This is a genomic window from Halomonas beimenensis, assembly GCF_002549795.1.
GTDB lineage: Bacteria > Pseudomonadota > Gammaproteobacteria > Pseudomonadales > Halomonadaceae > Halomonas > Halomonas beimenensis.
Map to the genome: position 1 here is coordinate 2,121,092 of NZ_CP021435.1, position 23,716 is coordinate 2,144,807.

The window sequence follows — 23,716 nt, forward strand, 5'->3', positions numbered from 1 at the left end:
ATTCTACCCGCATCCCGCGGCGAGGTTAAGCCGACCCTGCCCGAGGGCACGGTCGGGCATCACGCGGGGGTGGCGGGCAGCTGCCAGTCGATGGTGCCGCGGCCCTGCTCGGCGAGGAAGGCGTTGGCCCGGGAGAAGTGGTGGTTGCCGAAGAAGCCGCGATGGGCCGAGAGCGGCGAGGGATGCGGCGACTCCAGGACCAGATGGCGACGGGTGTCGACCAGGGCCTTCTTCTGGCGGGCATGGCTGCCCCACAACAGGAAGACCGTGGGGCCGGCGTGTTCGTTGACCGCGGCGATGGCCCGGTCGGTGAAGGTTTCCCAGCCCTTGCCCCGGTGGGAGCCGGCATTGCCCTGCTCCACCGTCAGCGAGGTGTTGAGCAGCAATACCCCCTGGCGGGCCCAGTGTTCCAGATTGCCGTGATCGACGGGCGTGAAGCCGACGTCGGCGGCGAGCTCCTTGTAGACGTTGAGCAGGGACGGCGGGATGCGCACCCCGGGCCGCACCGAGAAGCACAACCCGTGAGCCTGGCCGGGACCGTGGTAGGGATCCTGGCCCAGGATCACCACCCGGACCTCGTGCAACGGGGTCAGCTCGAAGGCCCGGAACCAGTGCGAGGAATGCGGGTAGATGACCTTGCGCGCGGCCTTCTCGGCGGCCAGGAAGTCCCGCAGCGCCCGCATGTAGGGCGCCTCGAACTCCGCGCCGAGAACGGCCTGCCAGCTGTCGGGAAGCGGACAGTTCATGGCTCAGCGCTTGACCTGGTCGGCCAGCGGCTCCACGTAGGCCACCCCCATGTCCCAGGGGAACTGGATCCAGCAGTCCTGGGCCACCTCGGTGAGGTACTGATCCACCAGGGGGCGTCCCTCCGGCTTGGCGTAGACGGTGACGAAATGGGCCTTGGGCAGCATCTCCCTCACCTTGCGGGCGGTCTTGCCGGTGTCCACCAGGTCGTCGACGAGCAGCCAGCCGTCGCCGTCATGGTCGACGCCCTTCATCACCTCCAGCTCGCCCTGATCCTTGTGGTCGTAGCTCTTGATGCAGACGGTGTCGATCAGCCGCACGTTGAGCTCCCGGGCGATCAGGGCCGCGGGGATCAAGCCTCCGCGGGTGATGGCGACGATGCCCTGGAAGTCCCGCTCGACCAGGCGGTGGCAGAGCTCGCGGACGTCGCGGTGGAGCTGGTCCCAGGAGACGGTGAAGTGCTGATGGTAGCGATGGGTGCTCATGGCGGTGTCACTCGTCCTCGGTGAAGGCGCAGACGGAGAAGACACTATAGCCCGCCTCGCGGATGCGCCGGGAGCCGCCCAGGTCCGGGAGGTCGACGATGGTGGCGGTCTCCACCACCTGGCCGCCGCTGCGGGTGATCAGCTTGGCCGCGGCCAGCATGGTCCCGCCGGTGGCGATCAGGTCGTCGACCACCAGGATGCGATCCCCCTCGCGGAAGGCGTCGCTGTGCAGCTCCACCTCGGCCTCGCCGTATTCCAGGGTGTAGGTCTCGCTGATGGTCTTGAACGGCAGCTTGCCCTTCTTGCGCACCGGCACGAAGCTGCACCCCAGCTCGTAGGCCAGGGGCGCGCCGACGATGAAGCCCCGGGCGTCGATGGCGGCGATGGCGTCGAGGTCCATCTCCTGGTAGCGGTGCACGAAGCTGTCGATCAGCTTGCGGAAGGCGGCGCTGTTCTGCAGCAGCGGGGTGATGTCGCGGAAGTTGACCCCCGGCTGCGGCCAGTCGGGGACGGTGCGAATCACGGACTTGATGTAGTCGCCGTAGATGCTCATCGGGGAATCTCGTCGGTCGGTGTCAGTCGAGGAACAGGAACTTGGCGCAGAAGATCAGCGCCAGCACCACCACGGCCGGATTCAGGTCGCGGAAGCGACCGGACAGCGCCTTGATGGCCACGTAGCTGATGAAGCCCAGCGCGATGCCCTCGGCGATGGAGAAGGTCAGCGGCATGGCCAAGGCGGCGATCAGCACCGGCGCCGCCTCGGTGGCGTCATGCCAGTCGGCATGGGCCAGGCTGCCGGCCATCAGCACCGCCACGTACAGCAGGGCGCCGGCGGTGGCGTAGGCCGGGATGGAACCGGCCAGGGGCGCAAAGAACAGGCTGATCAGGAAGAGCCCGGCCACCACCACGGCGGTCAGCCCGGTCCGCCCGCCGGAGACGATGCCGGCGGTGGACTCGATGTAGCTGGTCGTGGTGGAGGTCCCCAGGGCGGCACCGGCCATCGAGGCGCCGCTGTCGGCCATCATGGCCCGGCCGATGCGCGGCAGCTTGCCGTCCTTGTCGAGCAGCCCGCCGCGATGGGCGACCCCGATCAGAGTACCGGAGGTATCGAAGAGGTCCACGAACAGGAAGGCGAAGACCACGCTGAACATGGCGATGTCGAAGGCGCCGGCCAGGTCGAGCTGCATCAGCGTCGGCGCGATGGAGGGCGGCATCGAGACGATGCCGCCGAACTCGTTGTGGCCGAACAGGATCGCCAGGACGGTGATGCCGAGGATGCCGATCATCACCGCGCCGGTGACCCGCAGGTGCGCCAGGGCGGTGATCACGAAGAAGCCGAGCAGGGCATAGAGAGCCGAGGGCTCGGAGAGATCGCCCAGGGCCACGTAGGTGGCGGGGTTGGCGACCACGATGTTGGCGTTCTTCAGGGCGATCATGGCCAAGAAGAGCCCGATGCCGGCGGCGATCCCCAGGCGCAGCGACATGGGGATCGAGTTGATGATCCACTCGCGGATGCGGAAGACGCTGAGCAGGAAGAAGGTGAAGCCGGACAGGAAGACCGCCCCCAATGCGGCCTCCCAGCTATAGCCCATGCCCAGCACCACGCCGTAGGTGAAGAAGGCATTGAGCCCCATGCCGGGGGCCAGGGCGATGGGGTAGTTGGCCCACAGGCCCATGATCAGGCAGCCCACCGCCGAGGCCAGGCAGGTCGCCACGAAGACCGCCCCGTAATCCATCCCGGACTCGGACAGGATGCTCGGGTTGACGAAGATGATGTAGGCCATCGTCAGGAAGGTGGTGATCCCGGCGATGAGCTCGGTCTTGATGTCGGTACCGTGCTCGGTGAGCGCGAAGTGTCTGTCGATCAGGCGTGTCAGCATGGGAGTCGTCCTGGGGTGCGCGTTGTCGCGTCCTGGTGCGAGAAAAGCCGCACATGGTAGCGGAAGGCGTCCCGTGATGCGAGACGCCCCGTGCGGCACTATCCCTGTTATATAAGCGGTCGACGGGGCCGGGGGCCAGCCGCCGCACCAACGGAGCCTGAACGCCTCACTCGCCCCGGGCCGCCATGACCCGCTCCACGGTCTCGACGATCGCCTGGGTCTGGGGATCGATCTCGATGTTGACCCGGTCGCCGGGCACGCGATCCACGAGGATGGTCCGGGCCAGGGTCTCGGGGATCAGGTCGACGCAGAAGCGCGGCCCCTGTGTGGCGGTACCCGGCCGCACCTCGCCGATCGTCAGGCTGGCGCCGTCCACCCCGATATAGCCCTTCGCGAACAGGAAGCGCCCCAGGGCATGGGGCAGCTCGAACCACAGGCGACGGTTGTTGGGGGCCTCGTCGAGCTCCACCAGCTCCGCGGTGGCCATGACGTGGCCCGACATCGCATGGCCGCCGATCTCGTCGCCGAAGCGTGCCGCCCGCTCCACGTTGACCCGGTCGCCCACGGCCAGCTCGCCGAGGTTGGTGACCCGCAGGGTCTCGCGCATCAGATCGAAGGCCACCCGCTCGTCGTCGATCGCCGTGACGGTCAGGCAGACGCCGTTGTGGGCCACGGAGGCCCCGATCTCGAGCCCCTCGCGCAGGGGCTCCGGCAGGACCAGCACATGGGTGCGGAACGCCTCCGCTTCCTCGATGGCCACCACCTCCGCGGTACCCTGCACAATGCCTGTGAACATAACGCCTCCTCTGGCTGACGGCCCGCCCGACGGCGGAAAGGCGAACAGTGTAGGAAAGTCGCGATGCCCTCGTCCACGGCATGCCGCCCCGGCACCCCGACCGGCCTCCGGGGAGAGCCCTTGCCCCGCGACAGCAAGATCCACTGATTTTACGGCCCTGACAGTGATTATTGCTGGACATGCGCGACTAGCCTACAAACATGCCCCAAAAGGTTTGACATACGCTCGTTCGAGACCTAGCATTGCGGCACATTTTGAAGGCGCCGATTTGAACCCGGATTGCGGGCGCCGACGTCGCGAGGCTTGCCAGTCGCGTGATGTGAAGTGCAGCTAAAAGGGTGTGTCCAGCGTTGATGGCCACCCGTCAGGGTGGCCTTTTTTTTGGCCGCCCGACTGACCGCCCGCCCCCGGCCGGCGCCACCTCGGTGGCCCAGATGATTCGACTGCAAAACGTATCCAAGACCTACTACCCCAGGGGCAAGAGCGCCGGCGTCGAGGCGCTCAAGGCCGTCGACCTGCACGTGCCCAAGGGACAGATCCACGGCGTCATCGGCCTGTCCGGCGCCGGCAAGTCCACCCTGATCCGCTGCGTCAACCTGCTCGAGCGCCCCACCACCGGAACCGTCACCGTGGACGGCCAGGAACTCACCGGGCTGTCCGGGGACGCGCTCAACCAGGCGCGGCACCGCATCGGGATGATCTTCCAGCACTTCAACCTGCTCACCTCGCGGACGGTATACGCCAACGTCGCCCTGCCGCTGGAGCTGATGGGCCTGAAGACCGACGAGATCCGCGAGCGGGTCACCCCCCTGCTGGAGCTCGACCGCCTGGCCGACAAGGCCCGCCACTACCCGGCCCAGCTGTCCGGCGGCCAGAAGCAGCGGGTCGCCATCGCCCGGGCCCTGGCCAGCCGCCCCCGGGTACTGCTGTGCGACGAGGCCACCTCGGCCCTGGACCCGCACACGACCGGCGCCATCCTCGAACTGCTCCAGGACATCAACCAGAAGCTGGGGCTGACCATCCTGCTGATCACCCACGAGATGGAGGTGGTCAAGACCATCTGCCACCGGGTCAGCCTGATCTCCGGCGGCGAGCTGGTCGAGGAAGCCGAGGTCGGCGACTTCTTCACCGCCCCGCGCACCCGACTCGGCCGCGACTTCCTCAACGACTTCCTGGAGCTCGAACCGCCCCGCGCCCTGATCGAACGCCTCGAGGAGGCGCCGGGGGAGCACAGCCACCCGGTGGTGCGCCTGGCCTTCTCCGGCGATGCCGTCTCCACGCCACTGGTCTCCCGGCTGGCCAGGGAATGCGGCATCGACGTCAGCATCCTCCAGGCCAAGGTGGAGTCGATCCAGGACCGCACCCTGGGGCTGATGATCGCCGAACTCATGGGCGACGCGGAGGACACCCGCCGCGCCCTGGCCTATCTGGAAACCCACGACCTGCAGGTGGAGGTGCTCGGCCATGTCCGGCGCGATGCTTGAACTGATCCTCGAGGCCACCCTCGACACTCTCTACATGGTGGCGGTTTCCGGGCTGATCTCGGCGGCCCTGGGCATCCCCCTCGGGGTACTGCTCTACGTGACCCGGCCGCGGCAGATCCTCGAGCAGCCGGCGCTCAACGGCGTGCTCGGCGTGATCACCAACATCGGGCGCTCGGTGCCCTTCATCATCCTGATGGTCGCCATCATCCCCTTCACCCGCGCACTGGTGGGTTCCTCGATCGGCACCAACGCCGCCGTCGTGCCGCTGACCATCGCCGCCATCCCCTTCGTGGCGCGGCTGGTGGAAGGGGCGCTGAACGAGATCTCGCCGGGACTGGTCGAGGCCGCCCAGTCCATGGGCGCCACCCCCTGGCAGATCATCACCAAGGTGCTGCTGCCGGAGGCGCGGGGCGGCATCTTCACCGCCCTGACCGTGACCATCGTCACCCTGGTCAGCTACTCGGCCATGGCCGGGGCGGTGGGCGGCGGCGGCCTCGGCGACCTGGGCATCCGCTACGGCTACAATCGCTTCAACCCCACCATCATGCTGATCACCGTGGTGATCCTGGTGGTCATGGTGCAGGGCTTCCAGAGCCTGGGGGACTACCTGGTGCGCAAGAGCGACCACAAGTGACGCTATCGCATTAATAACCAGAAAGAATTACACACACCGCAGTTATTCCTTTAAGATCGTACCACGATCATCACGACCGTCTCGACAGGGAGATATGGACATGCGCAGCATCCTGATCGGCGGCCTGGCCGCCTCCGCCCTCACCCTGGCCGCCGGCCAGGCCAGTGCCGATGAACACGGCCTCAAGGTGGGCACCGTGGCCGGCCCCGAGACCGACGTCATGCAGGTCGCGGTGGACATCGCCGAGCGCGAGTACGGCCTGGACATCGAGATCGTCGAGTTCACCGACTACGTCACCCCCAATGCCGCCCTGGCCGACGGCAGCCTGGACGCCAACGCCTACCAGCACGAGCCCTACATGCAGTCCATGGTCGAGGATCGCGGCTACGACTTCGCCATCGCCGGCCGTACCTTCGTCTATCCGATCGGCGCCTATTCCGAGAAGTACGACAGCCTCGAGGCACTGCCGGACGGGGCCACCATCGCCCTGCCCAACGACCCGACCAACGAGGGCCGCTCGCTGATCCTGCTGCACAACGCGGGCCTGATCACCCTGGCCGATCCCGAGAACCTGGAGGCCACGCCGCTGGACATCGTCGAGAACCCGCACGACTTCGATTTCCGCGAGATCGAGGCCGCCCAGCTGCCCCGGGTACTGCCCGACGTGGACATGGCCTTCATCAACAACACCTTTGCCCAGCCGGCCGGCCTGAGCCTGGACGACGCCCTGGTGAAGGAAGGTCCCGAATCCCCGTACGTGAACATCATCGCGGTGCGCGCCGGCGACGAGGACCGCGAGGCCATCCGGCAACTGGTCGATGCCTACCAGCGCGAGGAGGTCGCCGCCAAGGCGGAGGAGCTGTTCAAGGGGGCGGCTGTTCCCGGCTGGGAGTGAGGGCCGACGGACAGGCGACCAGGCTCGTGACGCCTCTCCGCCCCCCTCTTCAGCAAGAACTCCGGGGCCGGCGCGATGCCGGCCCCGGGCCGTTGAAGGAGACGACATGACTCACTCGCCCGACTACGCCCTGCTCGGCCGCCAACTGGACGCCCTGCTCGATACTCGGGACTGGCTGACCAACAGCGCCCAGACCTGTGCCTTCCTGATGCAGGAAGTGCCGGGGCTGAACTGGGCGGGCTTCTACCTGCAGCGGGAACCGGAGGTGCTGTCCCTCGGGCCCTTCCAGGGCAAGCCCGCCTGCCACCCCATTCCCTTCGCCAAGGGCGTGTGCGGCGCCGCGGCGCGCCGCCGCCAGACCCAGCGGATCGAGGACGTGCATGCCATCGACGACCACATCGCCTGCGACGCCGCTTCCCGCTCCGAACTGGTGGTGCCGGTGATCGTGAACGACCGCCTGTGGGGCGTGCTCGATCTGGACAGCCCCGAGCATGGCCGCTTCACCCCGACCGACCAGGCCGGTATCGAGTCCCTGGTCCGCGTCTTCATCGCACGCACCGACCTGGACTGACGGCGATGCCCCCTCGGGAGCAGGCAGGCCCTCAGCCCACCAGCCCGTGCCGGCGAAACCATCGCGCGGCATGGGCCTGGACCTCCTCCAGGGTACCGGACTCCTCGAAGAGATGGGTGGCGCCCGGCACCACGATCAACTCGCAGTCCCCGGGGATCCGCTCGCGGGCCTGCTCGTTGAGCTCGAGCACCTGATAATCCCGCTCACCGACCAGCAGCAGCGTCGAGACGTGCACCCGGTCGAGCGCCTCCCCCGCCAGGTCCGGCCGACCGCCTCGGGAGACCACGGTGACCACCCGGTCCGGCCGCTCGGCGGCGGCGACCAGGGCGGCGGCCGCCCCCGTACTGGCCCCGAACAGCCCGATCCGCAGCTCCCGGGTCTCGGGCGCCTCGGCGACCCAATCCACGGCACCGGTCAGCCGCCGTGAGATCAACGGAATGTCGAAACGCAACCGGCGGGTGCGCTCGTCCACCACGTTCTCCTCGGGGGTGAGCAGGTCGAACAGCAGGGTCGCCATGCCCTGGTCGGCGAGGTAGGCGGCCACCTGGCGATTGCGTACGCTGAACCGGCTGCTGCCGCTGCCATGGGCGAAGACGACGATCCCGGCGGCCTGCGCGGGACGGGTCAGGTCACCCTCCAGGATGGCGTCGCCCGTCTCGATGCGAAACGACTGACTGGTATGCGTCATGGCCCCTCCCCCTGGCGATATCGCGGCCCTCACCCGGGGCCGCCCTCTCCCTTCAAACTAGCCAGCGCAGGGAGAGACGTTCAACCAGAGACGCCATATCGACGGGCGATCGCCGGAGCATGGCTCGGCGATACGCCCCAGCCGCCGCGGCTGCCAAGGAGCCGGCAACGCATCACCGCCGGATCGTCGCGGAAGGGGCACCGAATGCAAAGCGCCCCGAGCCGGCTGGCATCGGGGCGCTTCGGGAAGCTGGTAGGACCAAGCGGATTTGAACCGCTGACCTCCACGATGTCAACGTGGCGCTCTAACCAACTGAGCTATGGTCCTGAAGCGGGGGTCGCGAGGCCATTGGTAGGACCAGGCGGATTTGAACCGCCGACCTCCACGATGTCAACGTGGCGCTCTAACCAACTGAGCTATGGTCCTGCCTCATGGCAGACAGCGAGAATTCTGGTAGGACCAGGCGGATTTGAACCGCCGACCTCCACGATGTCAACGTGGCGCTCTAACCAACTGAGCTATGGTCCTGCGTCCTGTCGCTGCTTGCCTCGACAACGGGTGCACATTCTACCCAAGCCGCCGGGGAATGCAACCCTTATTTTCCCCGGCGACCGCGCCAAGCCGCCTAGTATCAGGAACTTGGGGCCTCGCCTGCGGGAGTGGAGCGTACCCGTGCGACGGCTTCCAGCCAGCCCCGGTAGAGGCGCTCGCGCTCGTCGTCCGCCATGCCCGGCCGGAAGCTGCTGCCGCACCGCCACAGGGACGCGATCTCGTCGAGATCACGGTACCAGCCGAGGCGCAGGCCGGCCAGGTAGGCCGCCCCCAGGGCGGTGGTCTCCAGCACCTCGGGGCGATCGACCCGGACCCCCAGCATGTCGGACAGGAACTGCATGACCCAGTTGTTGGCGACCATGCCGCCATCGACCCTCAGGGTACCCGGGGGGGTGCTCATGTCATCGCTCATGCATACCTGCAGGTCACGGGTCTGATAGCAGACCGCCTGCAGGCCGGCGGCGACGATATCGGCGATGCCCGTGTCACGGGTCAGGCCGAGGATCGCGCCCCGGGCCTTGGGATCCCAGTGGGGGGCTCCCAGGCCGGTGAAGGCCGGCACCAGGTAGACGCTGTGTCCGCTGGAGGTCTCGCTGGCCAGGGACTCGGTCTCGGCGGCATCGGCGAACAGCTTGAGCCCGTCGCGCAGCCACTGCACCGTGGCCCCGGCGACGAAGATGCTGCCCTCCATGGCGTAGGTCGGCACGCCGTTCAGGCGATAGCCCACGGTGGTCAGCAGGCGATTGCGGGATACCTCCGCCTGCTCGCCCGTGTTGACGATCATGAAGCACCCGGTGCCATAGGTGCTCTTCCCCATGCCGGGCGTGAAACAGGCCTGCCCCACCAGGGCCGCCTGCTGGTCCCCCGCCACGCCGGCGATGGGCAGCTCGACGCCCAGGACGTCCGCCCGCGACCGACCGAAGTCGTCGCTGGAATCCTTGACCTCCGGGAGCACGCTGGCCGGAATGCCGAAGAGATCGAGCAGCTCCGGGTCCCAGCGCTGCTCGTGGATATCGAACAGCGCGGTGCGCGAGGCATTGGTGGCATCGGTGGCATGCACCCGGCCGCCGGTGAGGCGCCAGATCAGGAAGGAATCGACGGTGCCGAAGGCCAGCTCGCCGCGCTCGGCCCGCTCCCGCGCGCCCTCGACGTGGTCGAGCAGCCAGGCGAGCTTGGTCGCCGAGAAGTAGGGATCGATCAGCAGGCCGGTGCGGGACTGGACCAGCTCGGTGTGTCCCGCGTCGCGCAGCGACTGGCAGGTCTCGGCGGTCCGGCGATCCTGCCAGACGATGGCGTTGTGGAGCGGCTCCCCGCTGACGCGATCCCACAGCAGGGTGGTCTCCCGCTGGTTGGTGATGCCGATGCCGGCGATGTCTTCCGCGGCCACCTCCTGCCGGCCAAGCACCTCGCGACAGGTCTCCACCACCGTGTTCCAGATGGCTTCGGGATCATGCTCCACCCAGCCATCGGCGGGAAACTGCTGGGGAAACTCGCGCTGGGCGATGGCGACGCTGTGACCCTCGCGATCGAAGAGGATGGCGCGGGAACTGGTGGTGCCCTGGTCGATGGCAAGCAGGTAAGAAGCCATGGGAAGCATCCTGATGTTGTTGGAATGACAGAGCCGTTTCGCTTGTGCAACGAAAATGTTCATTTACGATCATAAAGACTACGCGAGTCGCCTGGACCTCACAATTGGCACCAGCCTGACGATTCCTCGACTTTCGTCTAACCAGGAGACGCCGAACTCACCCTGCAGCCCGGGACGGGATGACGTAGAATCTTCAGGATCAAGGAGCTAGCATGAATCCACAGCAACGCCAGGAAAGCATCGTCGAGCTGGTTCGCCGTCAGGGCTATGCCAGCATCGAACAGCTCACCGCGCATTTCGCGGTCACGCCCCAGACCATCCGCCGCGACCTCAACCGGCTCTCCAGCGAGGGCCACCTGCGTCGCGTGCACGGCGGCGCCGGCCTCGAGTCCAGCACCGTCAACACCGCCTATGCGATGCGCAAGACCCTCAACCTGGAAGCCAAGCAACGCATCGCCGCCGAGCTCGCACGCCATGTGCCCGACCATGCGTCGCTGTTCATCAACATCGGCACCAGCAACGAGATCGTGGCCGAGGCCCTGCTGGACCATCATGGCCTGGAGGTGATCACCAACAACCTCAACGTGGCGGCCATCCTCCAGCGCAAGGAGGACTTCAACGTCATCGTCGCCGGCGGGCAGGTTCGCCCCCGGGACGGCGGCATCATCGGCGAGGCCACGATCGACTTCATCAACCAGTTCAGGGTCGACTTCGGCATCATCGGCATCAGCGGCATCGACGAGGACGGCTCGCTGCTCGAGTTCGACTACCAGGAAGTCCGGGTGGCCCAGGCCATCATCCACAACTCCCGTCAGGTCTACCTGGTCGCCGATCATTCCAAGTTCCAGCGCAATCCGGTGGTACGCCAGGGCAATCTCGCCCAGCTCGATGCCCTCTTCACCGACCGCCGCCCCTCCGAGGGGATCATGCGCATCCTCGACCAGCACGACGTCGCCCTGCATATCGCCTGACCCCCTTCTCCCTCTCGCCTGGCCGCCCCGTCCCGGGGCGCGTCATCGGATGTTCACTTGATGTTCGAATTCCATTACTCTATTTTCGTTTTCAAACATTCCGTGATCATCCACACACATGCCGGCATGCGTGCCGGCCGGAGCATTCCATGGCGACATCTTCCGACCTCCTGGACCTCTTCGTGATCGGTGGCGGCATCAACGGCGCCGGCATCGCCGCCGACGCCGCCGGACGCGGCCTGTCGGTCGGGCTCTGCGAGCAGGCCGACCTGGCCAGCGCCACGTCCTCGGCGAGCAGCAAGCTGATCCACGGAGGGCTGCGCTACCTCGAGCACTACGAATTCCGCCTGGTCCGCGAGGCGCTGCGCGAGCGCGAGGTGCTGCTGGCCAAGGCACCGCACATCATCTGGCCGCTGCGCTTCATCCTGCCGCACCGCGCCCACCTGCGTCCGGGCTGGATGCTGCGCGCCGGCCTCTTCCTCTATGACCATCTCAGCAAGCGTCAGCGTCTGCCGGGCTCTCGAGGCCTCAAGCTGACGCCCGCCCAGGGCCTCTCCCCGGACATCGCCAAGGGCTTCGAGTATTCCGACTGCTGGGTGGACGACGCCCGCCTGGTGGTGCTCAATGCCCTCCATGCGCGGCAGCACGGCGCCGAGATCCTGGTTCGCACGCGCTGTGTCGACGCTCGTGAGGTCGAGGGCCATTGGGTGATCGAGCTCGAGGACACCGACACCGGACAGCGCTTCAGCCGCCGGGCCCGAGCCCTGGTCAATGCCGCCGGCCCCTGGGTGGAGACGGTGGTCAAGGGCCAGGCCCATCGCCGATCCCGCTACGGCGTGCGCATGATCCAGGGCAGCCATCTGATCGTGCCCCGACGCAACAACGACGATCGCGCCTTCATCCTGCAGAACACCGACAAGCGCATCGTCTTCGTGCTGCCCTACGAGGAGGACTTCAGCCTCATCGGCACCACCGACCGCCGCTACGAGGGCGACCCCTCCCGGGTCGAGGCTACCGAGGAGGAGATCGACTACCTGCTGTCCGTGGTCAACGACCATTTCCGCACTCCCCTGACTCGGGAGGACGTCATCCGCACCTTCGCCGGCGTCCGCCCACTGTGCGACGACGAATCCGCCGACCCCTCGGCGATGACCCGCGACTACACCCTGGACCTCGACACCCGGGGCGCGCCGCTGTTGTCCGTGTTCGGCGGCAAGATCACCACCTACCGCAAGCTCGCCGAGGCGGCGCTGGCCGATCTGGCGCCGCACCTGCCCGGCATGCAGGGCCCCTGGACCGCCGAGGCGCCCCTGCCCGGCGGCGACATCGGCGACCAGGAACACTTCCGCGAGCGCCTGATGGCCGACTATCCCTTCCTCTCGCCGGCCCAGGCCAGGCGCTACGCCCGGAGCTACGGCTCGCTCTGCCTGCGCTTCCTGGAGGGCAAGACCACCCGGGCCGCGATGGGCGAGGACTTCGGCGCCGGCCTGACCGCCGCCGAAGTGGACTACCTGATGGCTCATGAGTGGGCCCGAACCCCCGAGGACGTCCTGTGGCGTCGCACCAAGCTGTCGCTGCGGCTCACCGAGGCCCAGGTCACGCGGCTGGGCGCCTACATGGGCACGCATCGGCAGGCCCTGGCCGGCTAGCCTTCCTGCCCGCCAGTCGAGGCCGCCCGGTGTGTCTCCGGACGGCCTTTGTTGCTGCATTTCGTTGCGCTGCGACAAAGGATAGCCAAATGCCATCCACTGGACCCCGCAAGACAATCTTCGCTAAATCCTGGTAATCCAGCAGAAATATACGACTAAAGTGGAGTATCGTCTTTTTTTCGCAGCGCTACGATTAACGGGGAAATCGTAGCGCTACGAAAGAAGAGCGCATCGACTTTCACCAAGACAACAACGAACCTCTCACCGGGATCAGATCATGCCAAGAACCTTCCAGCTCGCCCCCCTTGCCGCCGCCGTCTCCCTGCTCTCCCTGGGCGGCACAGCCTTAGCCGACGAGGCCAGCATCGAGGAACGCCTGGCCGAGCTCGAGGCCCGCGTCGCTCAGGCCGAGGCTCGCGCTCAGAGCGCCGAGGCCCGCTCCGCCAGCCTCGAGGCCGAACAGGGCGAGGACCACGAAGCCCGCCTCGCCGCCCTGGAAGAGCAGGCCGAGAACGGCGACGGCTTCTCCTTCAACGCCTATGCCCGTTCCGGCCTGCATATCGGCGACGAGGGCAAGAGCATCCCAGGCGGCCCCTACGTCACGCCGGCCGGCTCCGTCGGCGGCGCCGTGGGCCGGCTCGGCAACGAGCCGGACACCTACGTCCACGCCCGTCTGAGCCATGACAAGACCCATGACAACGGCGCCCACTCCCGCTTCCAGGTCTCCTTCGCGGATTCCCAGACCACCAGCAACGACTGGACCGCCTCCGAGTCCAACCTGAACATCCGCCAGGTGTTCGTGGAGCTGTCCGACCTGCCGGGCTTCGAGGGCGGCGCCCTCGAAGACGCCACCTTCTGGGCCGGCAAGCGCCTCGACCGCAACAACTACGACATCCACTGGATCGACAGCGACGTCTACAAGCTGGCCGGCCTGGGCGCCGGGATCTACGATGTCCAGCTCGGCGAGGACTGGAAATCCAACTTCACCGTCTACGGTCGCAGCTTCGATGACTTCACCGTGGAAACCACCAGTGGCACCACCAGCGACGACACCGACAGCTTCATCGTCAGCGCCAACAACTACGTGGGCGACTGGCAGTTCCTGGTGAGCGGCATCTCTGCAGCGGACAACAATCAGCGCATGACCGACCAGGGCGACACCGCCGCCGAGGACGGTCTCCACGGCCTGGTGGCCTACCATGGCGACAGCTTCTTCGGCCTCGGCGAGGGGAACTTCAAGGTCGCCCTGCTGCATGGCCAGGGCCTCGGCGCCGAGGTCAAGCAGATCGGCGCCAATGGCGACCTGCTCGAGGACGCCCAGGCCACCCGCCTGGCCGTCTACGGCACCACCTACCTGACTCCGAACTGGCGCATCGCTCCCTCCATCCTGGCCGAGACCAGCGAGGATCGCTTCGTCGAGGGCGACGACTACCAGTGGGTCTCCTTCAACGCCCGCCTCGCCAACGAGCTCACCGAGCACTTCGAGATGCAGTACGAGGCGAGCTACATGGACATGGACCTGGATCCCCAGGGCTACAAGGGCCGCACCGCGGTCGACGGCGCCTACACCAAGTTCACCATCGCCCCGACCCTCAAGCCCGAGGTGGGCGGCTTCTGGAAGCGTCCGGAGCTGCGGCTGTTCGCGTCCTATTCGGACTGGGACAGCGAACTCAACGACTTCTCCACCACGGATGACTTCGGCAGCGAAGGCTTCGCCGGCGGCCAGTGGAGCTTCGGCGTCCAGGCCGAAACCTGGTTCTGATCGGCCATGGGGGCGCGCCATGACGGCTGCGCCCCGGACTCGCATGCGTTTCGAACTAGCCCCATGCGCCTCGGCGGATGGGGCCTTTTTCATCCTCGACGCGCCATGGACGCAGGCTCGCAAGGGTATGATAGGATTCTAAAATGACCGATCCGCCTTCCGGGGCACGAGATCACCGTCCCTTCCCCCTCGCCAACCTCGAGCATCGACCATGAGCATCCAGCAGCGTACCCGGCGCAGCACCAAGCGGGTGACCATGACGGACGTGGCCAAGCTGTCCGGCGTGTCGGCCAGCACGGTCTCGCTCTACCTGCGTCGCCCGGACGAGGTATCCGACACCCTGGGACGACGCATCCAGGACGCCATCGATACCCTGGGCTATGTCCCCAACCTGATGGCGGGTGCCCTGGCCGCCGCCAAGACCCGGGTGATCGGGGTCGTGGTGCCGTCCATGGTCAACTCCATGTTCGCCTCCACCGTCAGCCGCATGCAGATGGCCCTGAGCCGCCAGGGCTACCAGCTGCTGCTGGGCCACAGCGAATACTCCCAAGACCAGGAGGAGTCCCTGGTCCGCACCTTCATGTCCTGGTCCCCCAGCGCCATGGTGCTTACCGGCCTGCAGCATACCCGCGAGACCCGACGGATCCTCGCCAGCTCGTCGATGCCGGTGGTGGAGATGTGGGAGCTGGGCTCCAACGCCCTGGACACCATGGTGGGCTTCTCCCACGAGGAGGTGGGCCGTGCCCAGGCCCGCCACCTCCTCGACGCCGGCTGTCGCCGGCTGGCCTTCATCGGCGCCCGGCTGAGCATCGACAACCGCGCCCAGCTGCGTGCCGAGGGTGTCAAGGCGACCTGTCGCGACCGCCTGGGGGACGGTCGCTGCCATGTCGTCGATACCGGCACCGGGCGCATGGCCGAGGCGGCGCGCCGGGCCTTCGCCGAGTTGCTCGCCGAACATCCCGACGTGGACGGCATCGTCTTCTCGAACGATGTGCTGGCCCTGGGCGCCATCAGCCAGGCCCAGGCCCAGGGCATCCGTATCCCGGAGGACATCGCCCTGGTGGGCTTCGGCGACATGGACTTCAGCAACTGCTGCTTGCCGGCGATCTCCACCGTGCGCCCGCCCCGGGAGGAGATCGGCGACCGGATCGCCGCCAGCCTGCTCGAGCGCTTCCAGGGCCATCGCGTGGAACCGGTGATCGACCTGGGCTTCGAGCTGCTGGAGCGCGAGAGCTCGCTGCGGCCGGTCCGCCTGGCCCGGCCCTGAACGATGACGAGGCGCCAGGTGGCGCCTCGTTCATCGAGTTCACGAGACCTGCCGAGGGATCACATCCCTCTCAGGCCCGAGAGGCAGAGGCTGACACCGGACCCCAGCAGCAGCACGAAGGCCACCCGGCGAATGCTGCGCGCCGACAGGGGCGGCGGGTACTGGCGGCCCAGCCAGGTGAACAGCAGCACCACCGGAATCGACAGCCCGGCCAGCACCAGGACGTCCAGGGTGATGTCCCCCTGCACGCCGACGATCAGCAGGCGCTGGAGGCAGTTGATGGCGAAGATCAGCAGCAGGCAGTCGCGAATCGCGGCATGGCTCAAGGGCTGGCGATACAGGTGAAAGACCAGCGGCGGCCCCGAGGTGGAGAACATCCCGCCCATGAAGCCCGAGAGCCCGCCGAACAGGGCGAAGGTCCAGCGGGGCGAGCGGCTACGCCGCGGCTTGGGATGGCGTACCAGCATCATGCTGCTGACGATGATGGCCACGCCCAGGATGACCTGCAGCCAACCCACGTAGTCACCGCTCAGGGCGTTCAGCGCCCAGACTCCGAGGAAGACCGTGACCAGCCCGCTCAAGGTGCTGAGCAGCACGACCTGGCGATCCAGGTTAGCGCGCTTGCGCCAGAGCGCCACCACGCAGTTGAACAGGCTGAGGATGCTGATCAGGATGGCGCCCAACGCTACCGGGGCGATGCCGAGCAGCACCACCCCGGCCATGAAGATCAGCCCGAAGGCGAAGCCGGTGATGGTCTGGGCATAGGTCGCCAATGCCACCACCAGCAGCAGCGGCAGATACGCCAGAAGCTCCATCAGTCGCGACCCGGGACGTTCTCGAAGAGCTCGCGCCATGCGCTGCCCTGGCGAAAGAAGACCGGCGGGCGACCGTCCGGCGCGTTCACCGTCAAGCGACGCCCTCCCTCCTCCACGACGCCGCTCCACAGATGGACCCAGGTCTCGCCGGCCGGCAGGTAGACCTCGCGGGCCGCGACCCCCTCCTCGACCACCGGGGCCACCATCAGGTCCGGGCCGTAGAGGTACTGTGTCTGGATGCCATGGGCCTCGGGGTCGTCCTCGAAGTGCAGGAAGAGCGCACGCTGCACCGGGATGCCCAGCTCGGCCCCCTCCTCGACCAGTGCCCGGAGGTAAGGCGACAGGTGGCGGTAGACCCGGCTCATGTGGGCCAGGTGCTCGGTCAGTTCGGCGCTGTCGAACCACTGCAGGTTGTCAGTGGGACGGTTGCACTCGTGGGTGCGCATCACCGGGGTGAAGGCGGCCAGGTCGACCCAGCGCTTGAACAGCTCGGCGGTGCGCACGTTACCGAACAGGCTCGTGTAGCCGCCGATGTCGCTGTGGTGGAAGGCGTTGCCCAGAAGCCCCGAGGACAGGGCGGCGGTGATCACGGTGCCGATGCCGTCGTGGCGGGAGAAGTCCACCGACTGGTCGCCGCCCCACAGCAGCGGACAATGGGCCTGGACCCCGGTGTAGCCGGCACGCATGAAGAAGGTCGCCTCCGCGGTCTTGCCGCGCTCGGCGACGGCCTCGGCGTTGACCCTGGCCCAGCGGGTCGGCCAGCGGTTGTGCTCGACCTCCGCCGAGACGCCGTTGGCCAGCGTCACGTCCACCGGGAGGTACTCGCCGAAGTCGGCCATCCAACCGCTGAGGCCGATGTCGAGCATGTTGGCCTTGAGGATGGTGTCCTTGAACCAGGCGCATGCCTCGGGATGGGTGAAGTCCACCACCCCGCAATGGAACTCGCCGAAGTCCACGATCGCCGCCTCGCCCCGGCCGTCGGTGGCCAGGTAGCCATGGTCCCGGGCCACCGGGTAGAGCTCGCCGTCCACACAGAGGTAGGGGTTCACGTAGCCCAGGAAGCGAATGCCGCGCGATTCGAGTTCGCGGCACCAGCCCGCCAGGTCCGGATAGCGGCTCTCGGAGGCCTGCCAGTCCCAGAACAGCCGGGCGCCGAAGCTGGTCTCGCGGATGCCCGCCCAGTCCTCACACCACAGCGCGGAGACCGCCATGTCGGCGGCCAGCGCCTGCTCGAGCTTTTCTTCCGCATGGGCCTTGCCCCGCTTGAGGCCCAGGATCACGCCCTCGTAGACCCAGTCGGGGAGCCTGGGCTGGTGACCGAACCGGGCGGCGAGGGTCTCGACCAGGCCCAGGTAGCTGGGCGCGGCGAACAGCTCGAGCCGCTCCGGCACCGCCCAGACCTGCAGCTCGTGGAAGCCGTCATGCCGGAAGTCGAAGTCGGCGTAGCTGCTGGTCTCCAGGTGACAGGCGTAGTAGCGGGAGGACAGGAAGGTCGGCTGCGGATAGTTGGTGTGGTAGTAGTTTCCACCGGCGCGGTTCTCCAAGTCGGAACGCCAGGTCACGTAGGTGCTCTTGTCGCGGCCCACGCCGGGCTCGGAGGTCCACAGCGGGAAGTGACGGCCGCGCAGGTCCAGGTAGGACATCTGCTCGCCGCAGCCCCAGACCCGCTCGTCGCGCTCGGCGGCCAGTCGCCACCAGGTACGATTGATGCCCGGTGCGGCGTAACGGGTGGTCAGGCAAGCGCCATCCCGGGTCGTTTCCAGACGGAGTTCCAGCTGCAGCTCGTCCTCGGCATGGCGTCGGAAGGCCAGTCGATGGGCCTCGCCATCCTGCAGCACGTCCAGGTGCGTCAAGGGTTCGCGGGCCTCGAGATAGTCCTCGATGTCGAAGTTGCCGCGGTACATGTCGAACCTGGCCTGGCCGCGTCCGACGAAGACCGCCGGGGCGTCGGAGCCATGACGAAACAGCAGGGAGTCGCCGAGGTAGACGCTGACGGCGTGCGACTCAGTGATGACGCGGATCATGATGGTGTCCCGTTGATGATGAGAAGAAGAGAGTCAAGGAGATCCGGGGAAGCAACGCCTCCCCGGGTAAGCGAGGCTCAGTTGAGCGTCAGGCCGGCATCGACCACGAAGTTTTGGCCGGTGCAGCCGCGGCTCTCCGCGGAGCCCAGGAAGAGCGCCATGCGAGCCACGTCGTCCGCCTCCAGACGGAACTTCAGGGCCTGCTGGTCCAGGAAGCGCTGGTTGAGCTCCGGGGTCAGCCACAGGCGCTCCTGGCGCTCGGTGCGAATGGCACCGGGGACCAGGGAGTTGACCCGGACACCATGCACGCCGATCTCCTGGGCCAGGGTACGAGTCAGGCCGTTGATGGCGGCCTTGGCGGTGGTGTAGCCCACCATGCCGGGGCGACCGCGCATCCAGGAGATCGAGCCGAGGTTGATGATGCTGCCCTCCCCGCGCCGCTTCATGGAGGGCAGTACCGCCTGGGTGGCGAAGACGTGGTGGCGCAGGTTGATGGCCTGGCAGTTGTCCCAGTACTCGGGGGTCAGCTCCTCCAGGGCATGGCGGTCGTCGAGGCCGGCGTTGTTGATCAGTACGTCGATGGGCGCGAGCTCGCGCTCCACCTCGGCGATCACCGCCTGCAGCCGCTCGATGTCGCGGATGTCGCACTCGTGGAAGCGCACCTCCGCCGGGGCCAGCTCGGCCACCAGCGCCTCGGAGGCGGCGGCATCGATGTCGACGAAGGCCACCCGGGCCCCCTGGCCGGCGAAGGCCCGGACCAGGGCGGCCCCGATACCGGAGCCGCCGCCGGAGATGAACACCGTCTTGCCCTGGAGAGAGTGGTACTGAACCTGGGGCTGTTCGCTCATGGTCTCGCCTCTCAGATGGCCATGTTGACGTACTTGGTCTCGAGGTAGTCCTCGATGCCCTGGCGGGCACCCTCGCGGCCCAGGCCGGACTCCTTGACGCCGCCGAAGGGGGCCTCGCAGGTGGAGACGTGGCCATTGTTGATGCCGACCATGCCGTAGTCCAGGCCCTCGGACATGCGCCAGGCACGTCCCAGGTCACGGGTGTAGCAGTAGGCGGCCAGGCCGTACTCGGTGTCGTTGGCCAGGCGCAGGACCTCGTCCTCCTTCCGGAAGCGGAACACGGGGGCAAGGGGACCGAAGGTCTCCTCCGAGAAGCACTCCATATCCGGGGTAGCCTCGGAGATCACCGCCGGGGACAGGAAGTTGCCGGCCAGACGCTCGCCGCCGTAGTGCAGCTTGCCGCCCTTGGCCAGGGCGTCGCGCAGCTGCTGCTCGACCTTGTCCGCAGCCGCCGCGTCGATCAGCGGGCCGACGCTCACGCCGGCCTCGTGGCCCGGGCCGACCTTGAGCTCAGCGACCCTGACGGCCAGGCGCTCGACGAAGGCGTCGTGGATGCCGTCCTGGACGAAAAGGCGGTTGGCGCACACGCAGGTCTGGCCGGCATTGCGGAACTTGGCCAGCATCGCCCCCTCGACCGCCTGGTCCAGGTCGGCGTCGTCGAAGACGATGAAGGGCGCGTTGCCACCGAGCTCCATGGACACCTTCTTGACGGTGTCGGCGCATTGGCGCAGCAGCAGCTTGCCGATGCCGGTGGAGCCGGTGAAGGTCAGCTTGCGGACCTTGGGGCTTGCGGTCATGGCGCCGCCGATGCCTCGGGCGTCGCCGGTGACCACGTTGACCACCCCGGCCGGGATGCCAGCGCGCTGGGCCAGCTCGCCCATGGCCAGCGCCGAGTACGGGGTCTGCCCCGCCGGCTTGATGACGATGGTGCAGCCGGCGGCCAGCGCCGGGCCCGCCTTGCGGGCGATCATGGCGGCCGGGAAGTTCCAGGGAGTGATGGCGGCGCACACGCCCACTGGCTGCTTGACCACCATCAGGCGGCGGTCGCCCATGGGGCTCGGGATCACCTCGCCGTAGGTGCGACGCCCTTCCTCGGCGAACCACTCCAGGAAGCTGGCAGCGAAGCCGATCTCTCCTCGGGCCTCGGCCAGCGGCTTACCCTGCTCGGCGGTCATCAGCGCGGCCAGGTCCTCCTGGTGCTCGAGCATCAGGTCGTGCCAGCGGCGCAGCAGCACGGCGCGCTCCTTGGCGGTCTTGCGGCGCCACTCGACCATGGCGCGTTCGGCGCCGTCGATGGCGCGCAGGGTCTCGGCCTCGCCCAGGCGCGGCACCCGGCCGATCACGCCGCCGTCGGCAGGGTTGATGACATCATCGGTGGCGCCGTCGTCGGCACCGACCCAGTCGCCGTCGATCAGGCACGCCTGGCGCAGCAGGTCCTTGTCCTGGAGGTTGAGCATGATGGGCTCCTGTAGCCTGTAGAAGGGTGAAAGCTGGCCGGCCTCAGCCGGCGAACAGCGGTTCGGGACGCCCGGCGACCTCGACGCGCATGGCGAAGAGATCCCCGGACTCGGGATAGGCAGCGAGCTCCTCGGCCGGACGGCCGTGGCGGGCACTGGTCACGTAGAGGGTCTTGAGGTCCTCGCCGCCGAAGGCGCACATGGTGGGGCAGCGGGCCGGGATCGGATACTCGGCGACGAGCTCGCCTTCCGGGGACAGGCGCACCACGCGACCGCCCTCGAACAGCGCCGACCAGTAGTGACCCTCGCTGTCGACGGCGGCGCCGTCCGGGCGGCCGTTGCCGAAGGGGAAGCGGTGGAAGACCTCCCGCGGGCCCAGGATCTCGCCGCTGTCGGGATCCAGCGGAAAGCGGTAGATCACGTGATTGGGGGTGTCGGAGTGGTAGGCCCAGCGGCGGTCGGGGCTGAAGGCCACGCCGTTGGACACCAGCACCTCGCCGGCGAGGCGCCGGCAGCTCAGGTCGGCGTCGACCCGGAAGAGGCTGGCCAGGGGTTTGTCCCTGGGCTCGTGGATGGTGCCCGCCCAGAAGCGCCCCCAGGGGTCGACGCGGCCGTCGTTGAAGCGGCTGATGGAGGTGTCGGCCACCGGCCGGGCCAGGCACTCCCGGGGCCGGGCCGAGGCGTCGAGCAGCCACAGGCCCGAGCGCAGGCCGGCGATGAAGCCACCCTGCTCGCGGCGTCCGACGCAGCCGATGTGCTCGGGCATGGGGTAGGCGGTGTTCTCGCCGGTGGCGGGGTCGAAGCGATTGAGGCTCGGCGCCTCGATGTCCACCCAGTAGAGCACCCCTTCGTCGCCGGCCCAGACCGGGCACTCGCCGAGGGAGGCCTGGGCCGACAGCACGGAGCGGAACGGGGAAGCGGTCATGATGCGATCTCGGCTGTCAGGTGAATGTGGCCGACCAGCCGCTCGCCGGGCGCCAGGCGATGCATCCCGGCGGCGGCCGGATCGGCCATGTTGAGGGCGTCGTTGGCGTGGCTGACCGGCTCGATGCCGACGAAGTCGCGACCCTCGGGAGTGAAGACCACCAGATGGGTGAGCGCCTCCGAGGCCGTCAGGGTCACGGCGTGGCCACGTGACGGCCAGGCCAGGCGCGCCTCCCGCGCCCAGCCGGTGAAGCAGTGATCCAGCCCCGGCGAGCCCACCGGCCGCCGGGCGGCGAAGTCCCAGCCGGCGGGGACGGGCACATGACGCTCGGGAAGCTGGCGGGCGTCGCTCAGCCAGACGCCGTCGCAGCGGAAGGCCACCTCCAGCCCCTCGCGCAGGAAGTAGGGATGCCAGCCGAGTCCGGCCGGCATGTCCCGGTCGTCGCGGTTCTCGACCTCGAGGGCCAGCGTCAGCCGGGCCCCGTCGAGTCGCCAGCGCTGGCGGAGCCGACAGCGCCAGGGCCAGTCGGCGTCGCCGTCATGATCGAGCACCAGGGTCGCGCCGGTGGCGTCCTGGGCTTCCACCGCCCAGGCACGCTGCCAGGCGACGCCGTGCAGGCTGTGGGGATGGTCGCCGAAGTTGCGCGCCAGGCGCACCGTCTCGCCGTCCCAGGGGAAGGCCGCGTCGGCGATGCGGTTGGAATACGGCGCCAGCATGTAGCCGGCGCTGTGGCGCACGGCCTCCGCGGTGTCGGCCCGCTCGGCCTCCAGGGGCCTCAGGACGTCCCGACCGCCCAGGGTCAGCCGGGCCACGGCCCCGCCGACGGACGGAGCCAGCACCAGGCGCCAGGGCGGCGCCGCGAGCTCGAGGGTCGCGGCCATCCTCAGTAGACGCCGCTGTTCTCTTGGGTATCGGCCTCGCCGCGCAGGGCGGCGAGGTACTCCTGGGCCCGGGACATCATCAGGCTCATGTCGGAGCCGATGGCCACGAAGGCGAAGCCCTTGGCGATGTACTCGCCCACCAGCGCCGGGTCGGCGCCGACGATGCCGCAGGGGAGGTCGCGGGCCAGGCCGGGGGCCACGGCCTCGCCGATGGCGTCCTGCACCTCCGGGTGGCGGATTTCGCCGATGCGGTCCATGGCCGCGGAGAGATCTCCCGGACCGATGAACAGGGCATCGACCCCTTCCACCTCGGCGATCTCCGGCAGGGCGGCGACGGCCTCCGGGGTCTCCAGCTGGAGGATGACGCCGATCTCCCGGTCGGCCTCCTTGAGGTAGTCCTTGACCATGCCGTAGCGGCTGCCGCGGTGCACCGCCGCCACGCCGCGGAAGCCGCGGCCGGGGTAGCGGGTGGAGGCCACCGCCTGGCGTGCCTCCTCGGCGTTCTGGATGTAGGGGAACATCAGGGTCTGGGCGCCGCTGTCCAGCACCCGCTTGACCATCACCGGATCGTTCCAGGGCAGGCGCACCACCAGGTCCGCCGGGGTGCCGGCCACGGCCTGCATGATGGCGATGGCCTGGGGCACGTCCACCGGCACGTGCTCCATGTCGAGCACCACGTAGTCGAAGCCGGCGAAGCCGATGGCCTCGGCCACGTTGGGGCTGGCGGTCATCAGCCAGGTGCCCACCGGCACCCTGGACTCGCCCAGCCACTGCTTGAAACGGTTCTTGGGAAGCGTCAT

22 protein-coding genes and 3 tRNA genes are annotated in these 23,716 nt (G+C 68.1%); 8 read left to right on the forward strand and 17 right to left on the reverse strand.

The genetic code is table 11. The features are described 5' to 3' along the window. Positions 1–59: 59 nt before the first annotated feature. The 5 genes from ung to BEI_RS10035 all read right to left on the reverse strand — a co-directional run bounded on the left by ung (position 60) and on the right by BEI_RS10035 (position 3,905). The gene (ung, locus tag BEI_RS10015) at positions 60–746 is read right to left on the reverse strand and encodes a uracil-DNA glycosylase (RefSeq protein ID WP_097789391.1); all 687 of its coding nucleotides are present in this window, start codon (positions 744–746) and stop codon (positions 60–62) included. Positions 747–749: 3 nt separating this feature from the next. Then, complete coding sequence (gene gpt / locus BEI_RS10020; RefSeq protein WP_097789392.1) at positions 750–1,229, reverse strand: xanthine phosphoribosyltransferase; 480 nt, start codon at positions 1,227–1,229, stop codon at positions 750–752. Between the two features lie 7 nt (positions 1,230–1,236). Further along, on the reverse strand, positions 1,237–1,782 hold the full coding sequence (locus tag BEI_RS10025) for an adenine phosphoribosyltransferase (protein WP_097789393.1): 546 nt from the start codon (positions 1,780–1,782) through the stop codon (positions 1,237–1,239). Between the two features lie 22 nt (positions 1,783–1,804). After that, entirely contained in the window at positions 1,805–3,109 is a 1,305-nt protein-coding gene (locus tag BEI_RS10030) for an NCS2 family permease (protein WP_097789394.1), read from the reverse strand. Between the two features lie 166 nt (positions 3,110–3,275). Continuing rightward, positions 3,276–3,905, reverse strand: a complete 630-nt coding sequence (locus BEI_RS10035) for a riboflavin synthase subunit alpha (protein ID WP_097789395.1) — start codon at positions 3,903–3,905, stop codon at positions 3,276–3,278. Positions 3,906–4,339: 434 nt separating this feature from the next. Here BEI_RS10035 and BEI_RS10040 point away from each other — a divergent pair, with 434 nt between their 5' ends. The 4 genes from BEI_RS10040 (at position 4,340) to BEI_RS10055 (ending at position 7,489) form a co-directional block, all read left to right on the forward strand. Beyond that, a complete protein-coding gene (locus tag BEI_RS10040; protein ID WP_097789396.1) occupies positions 4,340–5,389 on the forward strand; it encodes a methionine ABC transporter ATP-binding protein in 1,050 nt (349 codons plus the stop codon). Further along, positions 5,370–6,023 (forward strand): methionine ABC transporter permease, encoded by a 654-nt coding sequence (locus tag BEI_RS10045; RefSeq protein ID WP_097789397.1) that lies wholly within the window; start codon positions 5,370–5,372, stop codon positions 6,021–6,023. Before BEI_RS10040 ends, BEI_RS10045 begins: the two co-directional genes overlap by 20 nt. Positions 6,024–6,123: 100 nt before the next feature. Then, positions 6,124–6,918: a MetQ/NlpA family ABC transporter substrate-binding protein gene (locus BEI_RS10050; protein WP_097789398.1), complete on the forward strand. Its 795-nt coding sequence runs from the start codon at positions 6,124–6,126 to the stop codon at positions 6,916–6,918. Positions 6,919–7,024: 106 nt separating this feature from the next. Next, the gene (locus BEI_RS10055; protein WP_097789399.1) at positions 7,025–7,489 is read left to right on the forward strand and encodes a GAF domain-containing protein; all 465 of its coding nucleotides are present in this window, start codon (positions 7,025–7,027) and stop codon (positions 7,487–7,489) included. Positions 7,490–7,520: 31 nt separating this feature from the next. Here BEI_RS10055 and BEI_RS10060 read toward each other — a convergent pair whose 3' ends face one another. The 5 genes from BEI_RS10060 to glpK all read right to left on the reverse strand — a co-directional run bounded on the left by BEI_RS10060 (position 7,521) and on the right by glpK (position 10,317). Next, on the reverse strand, positions 7,521–8,177 hold the full coding sequence (locus BEI_RS10060) for a dienelactone hydrolase family protein (protein ID WP_097789400.1): 657 nt from the start codon (positions 8,175–8,177) through the stop codon (positions 7,521–7,523). Between the two features lie 250 nt (positions 8,178–8,427). Continuing rightward, positions 8,428–8,504 (reverse strand) — tRNA-Val (locus BEI_RS10065). A gap of 22 nt (positions 8,505–8,526) precedes the next feature. Continuing rightward, positions 8,527–8,603, reverse strand: a tRNA-Val gene (locus tag BEI_RS10070). A 25-nt stretch (positions 8,604–8,628) separates the two neighbouring features. Then, positions 8,629–8,705: transfer RNA gene (locus BEI_RS10075), tRNA-Val, on the reverse strand. A gap of 103 nt (positions 8,706–8,808) precedes the next feature. Further along, positions 8,809–10,317 (reverse strand): glycerol kinase GlpK, encoded by a 1,509-nt coding sequence (gene glpK, locus BEI_RS10080; RefSeq protein WP_097789401.1) that lies wholly within the window; start codon positions 10,315–10,317, stop codon positions 8,809–8,811. 212 nt (positions 10,318–10,529) lie between these two features. Here glpK and BEI_RS10085 point away from each other — a divergent pair, with 212 nt between their 5' ends. The 4 genes from BEI_RS10085 (at position 10,530) to BEI_RS10100 (ending at position 15,966) form a co-directional block, all read left to right on the forward strand. After that, positions 10,530–11,288: a DeoR/GlpR family transcriptional regulator gene (locus BEI_RS10085; RefSeq protein ID WP_097789402.1), complete on the forward strand. Its 759-nt coding sequence runs from the start codon at positions 10,530–10,532 to the stop codon at positions 11,286–11,288. 149 nt (positions 11,289–11,437) lie between these two features. Beyond that, positions 11,438–12,937, forward strand: coding sequence for a glycerol-3-phosphate dehydrogenase (gene glpD / locus BEI_RS10090; RefSeq protein WP_097789403.1), 1,500 nt, complete (start codon positions 11,438–11,440; stop codon positions 12,935–12,937). A 277-nt stretch (positions 12,938–13,214) separates the two neighbouring features. Next, entirely contained in the window at positions 13,215–14,699 is a 1,485-nt protein-coding gene (locus BEI_RS10095; RefSeq protein WP_097789404.1) for a carbohydrate porin, read from the forward strand. Between the two features lie 211 nt (positions 14,700–14,910). Continuing rightward, positions 14,911–15,966: a LacI family DNA-binding transcriptional regulator gene (locus BEI_RS10100; protein WP_097789405.1), complete on the forward strand. Its 1,056-nt coding sequence runs from the start codon at positions 14,911–14,913 to the stop codon at positions 15,964–15,966. 59 nt (positions 15,967–16,025) lie between these two features. Here BEI_RS10100 and BEI_RS10105 read toward each other — a convergent pair whose 3' ends face one another. From BEI_RS10105 to BEI_RS10135, 7 genes are all read right to left on the reverse strand, one after another. Next, the gene (locus BEI_RS10105; protein WP_097789406.1) at positions 16,026–16,781 is read right to left on the reverse strand and encodes a sulfite exporter TauE/SafE family protein; all 756 of its coding nucleotides are present in this window, start codon (positions 16,779–16,781) and stop codon (positions 16,026–16,028) included. After that, positions 16,781–18,808 (reverse strand): alpha-glucosidase, encoded by a 2,028-nt coding sequence (locus BEI_RS10110; RefSeq protein WP_265331688.1) that lies wholly within the window; start codon positions 18,806–18,808, stop codon positions 16,781–16,783. The genes BEI_RS10105 and BEI_RS10110 overlap by 1 nt, the downstream gene beginning before the upstream one ends. 74 nt (positions 18,809–18,882) lie before the next feature. Continuing rightward, positions 18,883–19,653, reverse strand: coding sequence for an SDR family NAD(P)-dependent oxidoreductase (locus tag BEI_RS10115; RefSeq protein ID WP_097789408.1), 771 nt, complete (start codon positions 19,651–19,653; stop codon positions 18,883–18,885). 11 nt (positions 19,654–19,664) lie between these two features. Then, a complete protein-coding gene (locus BEI_RS10120) occupies positions 19,665–21,110 on the reverse strand; it encodes an NAD-dependent succinate-semialdehyde dehydrogenase (protein WP_097789409.1) in 1,446 nt (481 codons plus the stop codon). Positions 21,111–21,153: 43 nt separating this feature from the next. Further along, entirely contained in the window at positions 21,154–22,035 is an 882-nt protein-coding gene (locus BEI_RS10125) for an SMP-30/gluconolactonase/LRE family protein (RefSeq protein ID WP_097789410.1), read from the reverse strand. Then, the gene (locus tag BEI_RS10130) at positions 22,032–22,916 is read right to left on the reverse strand and encodes an aldose 1-epimerase (protein WP_097789411.1); all 885 of its coding nucleotides are present in this window, start codon (positions 22,914–22,916) and stop codon (positions 22,032–22,034) included. Before BEI_RS10130 ends, BEI_RS10125 begins: the two co-directional genes overlap by 4 nt. A 2-nt stretch (positions 22,917–22,918) precedes the next feature. After that, positions 22,919–23,716 (reverse strand): HpcH/HpaI aldolase family protein, encoded by a 798-nt coding sequence (locus BEI_RS10135; protein WP_097789412.1) that lies wholly within the window; start codon positions 23,714–23,716, stop codon positions 22,919–22,921.